Annotated in this window: 9 protein-coding genes; all 9 read right to left on the reverse strand. The window is 39.9% G+C overall.

Annotated elements, in window-relative coordinates:
• On the reverse strand, window positions 1–644 hold a 644-nt coding region (locus K6G87_RS12560), incomplete at its 3' end, for a fumarate hydratase (protein WP_296837802.1).
• Window positions 645–808: 164 nt separating this feature from the next.
• Window positions 809–1,219: an HIT family protein gene (locus K6G87_RS12565; RefSeq protein ID WP_296837805.1), complete on the reverse strand. Its 411-nt coding sequence runs from the start codon at window positions 1,217–1,219 to the stop codon at window positions 809–811.
• A gap of 31 nt (window positions 1,220–1,250) precedes the next feature.
• Entirely contained in the window at window positions 1,251–2,006 is a 756-nt protein-coding gene (locus K6G87_RS12570) for a rhomboid family intramembrane serine protease (protein ID WP_296837806.1), read from the reverse strand.
• A 90-nt stretch (window positions 2,007–2,096) separates the two neighbouring features.
• Window positions 2,097–3,104: an SCP2 sterol-binding domain-containing protein gene (locus K6G87_RS12575; RefSeq protein ID WP_296837809.1), complete on the reverse strand. Its 1,008-nt coding sequence runs from the start codon at window positions 3,102–3,104 to the stop codon at window positions 2,097–2,099.
• A gap of 167 nt (window positions 3,105–3,271) precedes the next feature.
• On the reverse strand, window positions 3,272–4,777 hold the full coding sequence (locus K6G87_RS12580; RefSeq protein WP_296837811.1) for a DUF6382 domain-containing protein: 1,506 nt from the start codon (window positions 4,775–4,777) through the stop codon (window positions 3,272–3,274).
• A 360-nt stretch (window positions 4,778–5,137) separates the two neighbouring features.
• On the reverse strand, window positions 5,138–5,632 hold the full coding sequence (locus K6G87_RS12585; protein WP_296837815.1) for a TadE/TadG family type IV pilus assembly protein: 495 nt from the start codon (window positions 5,630–5,632) through the stop codon (window positions 5,138–5,140).
• Window positions 5,613–6,044 carry a prepilin peptidase gene (locus tag K6G87_RS12590; RefSeq protein ID WP_296837818.1) on the reverse strand — a complete coding sequence of 144 codons (432 nt, stop codon included), beginning with the start codon at window positions 6,042–6,044 and terminating at the stop codon, window positions 5,613–5,615. Before K6G87_RS12590 ends, K6G87_RS12585 begins: the two co-directional genes overlap by 20 nt.
• Window positions 6,045–6,107: 63 nt before the next feature.
• Window positions 6,108–7,067 carry a hypothetical protein gene (locus tag K6G87_RS12595; protein WP_296837819.1) on the reverse strand — a complete coding sequence of 320 codons (960 nt, stop codon included), beginning with the start codon at window positions 7,065–7,067 and terminating at the stop codon, window positions 6,108–6,110.
• 82 nt (window positions 7,068–7,149) lie between these two features.
• Window positions 7,150–7,404, reverse strand: a 255-nt coding sequence (locus tag K6G87_RS12600) for a DUF5702 domain-containing protein (RefSeq protein WP_296837820.1), incomplete at its 5' end; no start/stop codon positions are given.

Below are 7,404 nucleotides of genomic sequence, written 5' to 3' on the forward strand. Positions count from 1 at the left end.
GAGTGCTTACCAACTTCTCTTGTCAGTGCCTGTTTAGCCATAAGAGCGCACTTTTCAAAGGTGCCACCAATTCCCACTCCTACTACCATAGGTGGGCACGCATTAGGGCCTGCATCCTTTACAGCCTGAAGTATAGCGTTCTTTACGCCTTCTTCGCCATCTGCAGGTTTGAGCATATAGACCTTACTCATGTTCTCACTTCCAAAGCCTTTGGGTGCACAGGTAATCTCAACCTTATCTCCTTCAACTATCTCATAATGAATAACTGCAGGTGTATTATCTTTGGTGTTCTCTCTTATAAGAGGGTCACCTACAACTGACTTTCTAAGAAATCCTTCTGTATAGCCCTGTCTTACGCCTTCATTAATGGCATCTGTTATATTACCGCCTACAAGATGTACTTCCTGGCCCACTTTAATAAATACAACTGCCATTCCAGTATCCTGACAGATCGGTATCTGGTCTGTATCTGCTATCTTAAGGTTTTTTTGAAGCTGGGAAAGAATGCTTTTTCCAAGCTCTGACTTTTCTGTTTCTGCTTTTTCATTAAGCACTTTCTGCATGTCCGGTGAAAGATGATAATTGGCATCTATGACCATCTCTTTCACTGCTGTTGTTATCTCTTTTACATCTAATTCTCGCATAGTATCCCCTATATATTTGCCTGATATATGAACCGGTCCCGGAAGTAGTCCCAGAAGTACTACCTGGTACCTGTATCATACTATAACAAACCCCCGCCTGAATATTAAGGTGGGGGAGTCTTTACTTATGATCAACCTTTATTTACAAGGCCTTTGATCTGCGATCAGAATTTAAGCTGTCTGCAGATATCGCGCAGCTTGTCATCTTCAGGTTCTGTTGGCTTCCAGCCTATAGTCTGTCCATCGTTGTTGTAACGAGGTATTACATGAAGATGGAAATGCTCTACAGTCTGACCAGCTGCTGCCCCATTATTCTGAACAAGGTTAACGCCATCGCACTCAAGCTTATCTTTAAGCTGCTTTGCAACCTTCTTGGCAAGGATCATTGCTTTACCAAGTGTCTCTTCATCAATCTCAAAAATATTAGCTGCATGTTCCTTGGGAAGAATAAGTGCATGTCCAAGATTGGCAGGGCCATTATCAAGGATCACATTGAACATATCATCTTCATAGATTGAATTGGTCGGAATATCTCCGTTTGCAAGTTTACAAAAAATACAGTTGTCGTTTTTCATACGCTCTCCTTTTTATTACCATGTTGATATATTAAAGATTCAATGGCTTTATTTTCTTGCCACATATAAGTACCAGAATACAAGTTACAAGTACTCCTATAATAAAGCCGCCAATATGAGCCACGTTATTGATATTAGCTTCACTAAAGCCTATTGCGATTTCAAATATAGCTACAAATATCACTCTGTAAAGAAAGCTTCCGGATGTAGTTCTGTTTTCTTTATTTTCATCTGGCGCAGGGTTAGTAGTATTGTCATCATAAAGAGTCACATTTTCATCTTGTAAACTCTCTATATTATAAGAACGGGCTTCTTCCTTCTTTTGGGCTCTGTCCTTTAGCTTCTCTCGAATGGCAAGGACAAGTATGGCTCCTATAAGGCCGTGCACCGCGCCGCTTGCTCCTATGGAATAGCCAAAAAAGTCATAACTGTTATCGATAATGACTGATACGATATTACCGCCAATTCCGGAAATAAGATATATAAGAGCAAATTCCACATGCCCCATGCTGATCTCCACAAGGCCGCCCAAAAAGAACAAACCTACCATATTGGAGAGAAGATGAAATATATCTCCATGAAGGAACATTGCACTTATAAGTCTGTACCACTCACCATTATTAAGTACGCTTTCGGTAATAAGGGCTCCGCCTATTATAAGCTCATCTCCAAAGAGTATCTCACAAATGTAAAACACTAAATTGGCGATAAAAAGTACCACCATAACCAAAGCTGTAAGATACTTGCCGTAAAAGTCCCTATACCACTGCTGATCATACATTGCCATAAACTGCGATAAATCCTCTGTTTCTGCGCCTAAAAATATAAAGGTCTTACTTCGCATAGATAGGATTACTTAATCCATTTATTACCTTTACTAAGCGCCAAAATCAAATATCTGATCAAGGCCGCGAAGAAGCTTGAAATCACCTTTCATCTTCATGTTACCTGCCATAAATGCTCTCTGGAATGTCATGCGTCCTCCGACGATCTGGTCAAGAGAATCCTGTGTCATCTGAAGTACAACATCCATTTCACTCTTTTCAGAAGAAACAACTTCTGCCGAAAGACTTGTCCCTGCATTTAAAAGTATTGTTTTAAATCCGGGCCTGTCAGTAACAGTTATAGCATAAGTTCCTTTAACCTGGGTATCATTTTTAAAATGTTTTTTGAAAATTTCTATATATTCTTCTGATGAAGTCGAGCGCTCATCATTTTTGAGCTTATCACGGAAAAGAGATGACAGTTCCTGTATATCTGCCTTCTGCGTCTGAACATATCTGTCATCCGATACGTATCTTGAAAGCTGCTCAGACTCCTGCGGCGTCAGATCTACGCTCTTTGTGAGCGAAACCTTCTGCTTAACTACCTGATTGCTTGCAGGAAGCGCAGTTATTTTCTGAGAGATTGTTCTGTAGAAATTCTCAGCCTTTTTTTCTATAAGTCGTATATAATCCTGGTTCTTGTCAAAAAGTGAAGTGTCAGCGATATAGCCGCAGACGCCATCGCAGGGAAGACCGCCAAGTATCTCCCAGGCTGTTTCAAGGCTTGTCACTCCGTCACGTTCACCGTATGTAGTGGACATGACAACAGGCATCATATACATGTGGCTGATCTTGTCTTTGTCGCCATAAAGCCAGCAGGCATCAAGAAACTCCATAAGATAGCCGCCGATTCCGTACCATTCAACTGTAGAAGCCAAAATGATACCATCAGCATCTTTAAGGGAATTAGGCAGAGCTGTGATCGTACTCTTCTGATCAAAAAGATTGTATTGTGCCACTTCGACATTAAGTTCCTTAAGAACATCCGTCATCCTGTTGATCACATATAAAGACGGATCATCAACAATGCCGCGGCCTCCGTAGTAAATGTTGATCTTCATGGCTGAGTGCCCTCCAACTAAACATATGTTCAAGATCTATGATTCAAGATTCACATGTAGTCCCCACCTTAGCTCGATAAGAGGTGAGAATTTATAAATGACTTAAACAGCCCCATGCAATTGCAATGGAGCTGTTGTATCCCTAGACATAATTAAGTATAACACATTTACCTGTAATCAAAAACAATATCAGACAGCCTTATCTCATCGCCCGGAACTATCTTTACAGCCTGTTTGGCCTGTAATCTTCCGCCGTTATGGAAGGTTCCGTTGGTGGATCCAAGATCGACAAGATACATGTCTCCGTTTTCCTCAAAAAGACGTGCATGCATTCTGCTTATGGTCTTCTCAGGAATTACAAAATCTACGCATCCTTCCATCTTGCCAAGTGTAAGGGGGAGCTTGTCGGTGCTTATCTGAATGCAGCTGTCGAGGCCTCTGCTGTAGAGTCTTCCTCTAGCTTTGGATCTGGGCCTGTTTAAGACTGTTGTACCAGGATCTGACTGCTTCATGGTACTTCTTTTTATAGTATCTGACTGCCTTGATGCGAACATCTGAAGGTTGGGCATAAGAACGGGGGATGCTACTGAGCCAAAGGCCTTCTCATCTGATCTGGCAAAAGATGGATCGGATGGCCCGAATGTTTTACCAGGATCATCATCTATATCAAAATCATCATCATCGAAGGCTTTAGCTTTCTTACGCTTTTTCTCAATCTCTTTTTTCTTTTTTACATGGGACATCTCTGTTTTGATGTTGTCATCTATTTCCTTCATCTCAAGAGTTTTCTGTTTATGATTTGCATATATAAGGGATGCAAGTCCCATAATGAGGGTTACTGCTATAACTGAAAGAGATATTATATTCTGCCTCTGTGTAAGATGATAGCAATATCTTATGGCAATTCCCAAAATACCTATAATAATAGAAAGTATAGAAAAAATATAGTAGCTCTTTATATCAAAGTCATTATCTTTTTTCCTGGACTTCTTTGACTTTGATTTTTCTTCCTCATCATCTTCAAAGTCTTCGTAGAAATCAGGATGAACAGGAGCACTTACCATGCTGTTATCAAATACCTGCGAATACTCTTTATTATCACTTACTACAGCATTTTTAGATGTATCTGTTTCAGACATCTTATCGCGCATCATTCCTGCGATCACAGACAGGTTATATCCATTTTCTTCTACAAGAGAACAAAATTCATAAGCTGCATTAACTGCTCTTTCATCATTATGATCAACCTTATCTGTAAGCTCTATGGCAAAAGTCTCTATATCCTCCCTGTTATCTCCAGGAAGGCAGAGAAAACGAAAATGTCCGTCTACAAGGTTGAACATTACTGTATCCATTGTCATGACAAGGCTGTCTTCTTCCAGCAAATATTCAGCCATATCCGTGCATGTCTTTTCAAGATCTGCAAAGAAATCCATAAGCTGTGCGGCATTCATTCCCCTGCTTGCAAACCTGTCTGCCATACTTCTAAGTCCGTCTGCTTCATAATATAAGAATGAATCAGAATTAATTCTTCTTAAGCTGCATGCCATGAGCCCTTTGGTCTTCTGGGCTTCAAGCATCCTGTATCTGTAATCTGCTGTGTCCTTATCTCCAAGTTCCATGACTATATAATTATGTGACAGATCCCTCTCATAACGGATATTGTAATTCATACTCGTTTCTCCTTGTAATACCATTCCCATGTCTTTGTTTTTTACCAGCTGGTTTATTTCTTTCTGATATCTATTTCTAATATCTATTTCTAATATCTATTTCTTATGTCAGTTTTATTTATCTCTTGTTGTTTTCTAAAGCATGTTCTGCTTTTATTTTGTATGATACTTTCTTATGTCAGTTTTGCTTATCTTTTACGTGTTACTTTTTACGTTAGTTTTGCTTATCTTTTACGTGTTACTTTTTACATCTTTTTTGCTTATCTTTTGTATGCTACTTTTTATGTCAGTTTTGCTTTTCTTTTGTATGCTTCTTTCTTATGTCCTTTATTATTTCTTATTAAGACTTTGTATTAACTGCTAATCAGAAGATGTAAAGACTTTATACAGGTCATAAGCCCTTGTAAAAAGTCTGACCCTCTTAGCGGGCCTTGTATACTTTGCGGTCCAGGATATGGACGATGCCCAGGAGCCTTCAGCCTTTACGCTGTAATAACTTGTTCCTGCATGATAAGTCTCTGTAGAAAGAGTTACCTTGACCGTATTAAAAAGCCAGTCACTTTCTGTCTGTACTGTAGGTTTGGGGCTGCCAAAATACCAGGACCCAAACTGCCAGTCGCTATTTTCAGTTGCATACTTCTCTGGCTCTTCATCAGATATTACAGCCCCTCTTAAAGCCAGAAGATACGCATCCTGTGACATTATGACTCTGTCGTACATCATAAAAGACCAGTGTATGACAAGAACTATGACAAGAAGTACTATTGGGAAAATAAGTGACAGTTCAACTGTAAGATAAGCTCCCAAAGCCTTGTTTATACCATTTGGCTCTTTTTCAGATACTGCAGATTGCACAGACTACCCCCATTCCTGCTGTCAAGAAGGGAAGAAAAGGAAGCTTCGATTTCTTTCCAGCCTTTTTGAATATTAAAAGTGCTGCAGAAAACAGAGCTGATAAGATAAAGGCAGCGCTGATCCCTATGATGACATTAACAAGCCCAAATACAGGTCCAAGGAATAGGATCATAAAGCCGTCTCCAAATCCAATCTGCTCTCTTGTAAGATATGCAATAGCAAGAACAAGTGCACCAGGAAAAAGAGATACTATTTCTGAATACAAGGTTGTGCCAAAGTATAGCTGAAAGATTCCGCAGATTACTGCTGTAACAGCGCCTATTACAAGCATTGGCACTGTTATGGCTTTATTCTTTATATCATAGATACTTGCTATAAGAAGTATCAGCATTATTAAAACTATAAAGATCATGATCCTAAACTCCTAAGTAGATTCATTTAAATATAAATATTTTAGACACCTTTTTTGAGGCTCTTAATGACAGCATGTTGAACATGGCCTGTATCCCTGTTCCTCTGCTGCATCAAGCTTCAATGTGATAATATCCCTTGTTAACTGATGGCAGTCTTTGCTGCTATGATACCTTCTTCCATAATCTGTGTAATAAACAGTTCCGGAAGTTCCTCCTCCGCATGTAGCGCACGGGTAATACTTGGCTCCGCTTTTATTTCTCTCATCACCTATAGCTTCATAAGGGCAGTCGTGTATATTTCTTGTAAGATAAGAGCATCCCTTATCTTTGTGATATACAGCACCGGCTCTTTTTGCAATATAGACATCAGGCTCTTCTTCCTCCTCTTCTTCCTCTTCGGAAGATGCGACTTCAAAGCCTGACCAGTCATGGCCATAATATCTGGCTTCCATCCTGATATCAGCAAGTCCGAAGCAGTTAAAGTATGGATGAGTAGTATATATAGCCTCAAGTCCAACTTCCCCATCATGTGTCAGATTCAGAGGAACTACCACTATTTCTCCTGAAAGAACAGGAGTTTCCAATATGCTTGTGTTATCGAGATAGCTTCTGACCATTACATAAGTAAGGCCTGCATCAAATATATTCCTTCCGGCAGTCTTATAATCATCAGGTATCTCTGCAAGATCATTGAATATGGTCTCACTTTCATCTCCTGTACTAAGGATGTCTTCGCCAACCTGGCATACCATGTCGGCTTCATATCTTAGAAGACATATCTCATTGCCGGTCTGATGAAGTGCTATCTCAACAGCATTTTGAAGCCTTAGCATCTCGAATAGAGAGAACACTGTTACAAAGAACATCAGAAAAAGAGGTATCAGGATCGATGCCTCAAGTGTAATGGCAGCACCTGGCGATATCCTTTTCCTTCTTTCTGGCTCTGCCCGGAGAGGCTTTTGCTTTTTGAATTTATTTAGTTTATGTATTTTGTCCGAAAAGGACACCCCCAGGTGCTTCATTACTTACCTACCTACTATTTCCATAAAAAGATAAGGGCTAAGACCCAAAATCGATTTCTTACATTTCTTTTCCCAAAAAATATCATTCTGGAGCTTCTTCATAACCGAAATACCTTGTAAATTCATAGCTTTGGCCGCTCTCACCATAAAAGGTTGCTGTAACCTTAAAGCAGTCAATACAGCCGTCAATCCTGAAATTCTCATATCCATTAACCTTGCGGATATCAAGCTCCATGATGTCCATCATGCGCTTTGTCTCCTCATCAACCGAGCCTATAGCTTCGTGAAGGAGCATGAGAATCAGAAGATATCCCTTATAATCAGGGCCATATGCATT

It is taken from the genome of Butyrivibrio sp. (assembly GCF_024699075.1).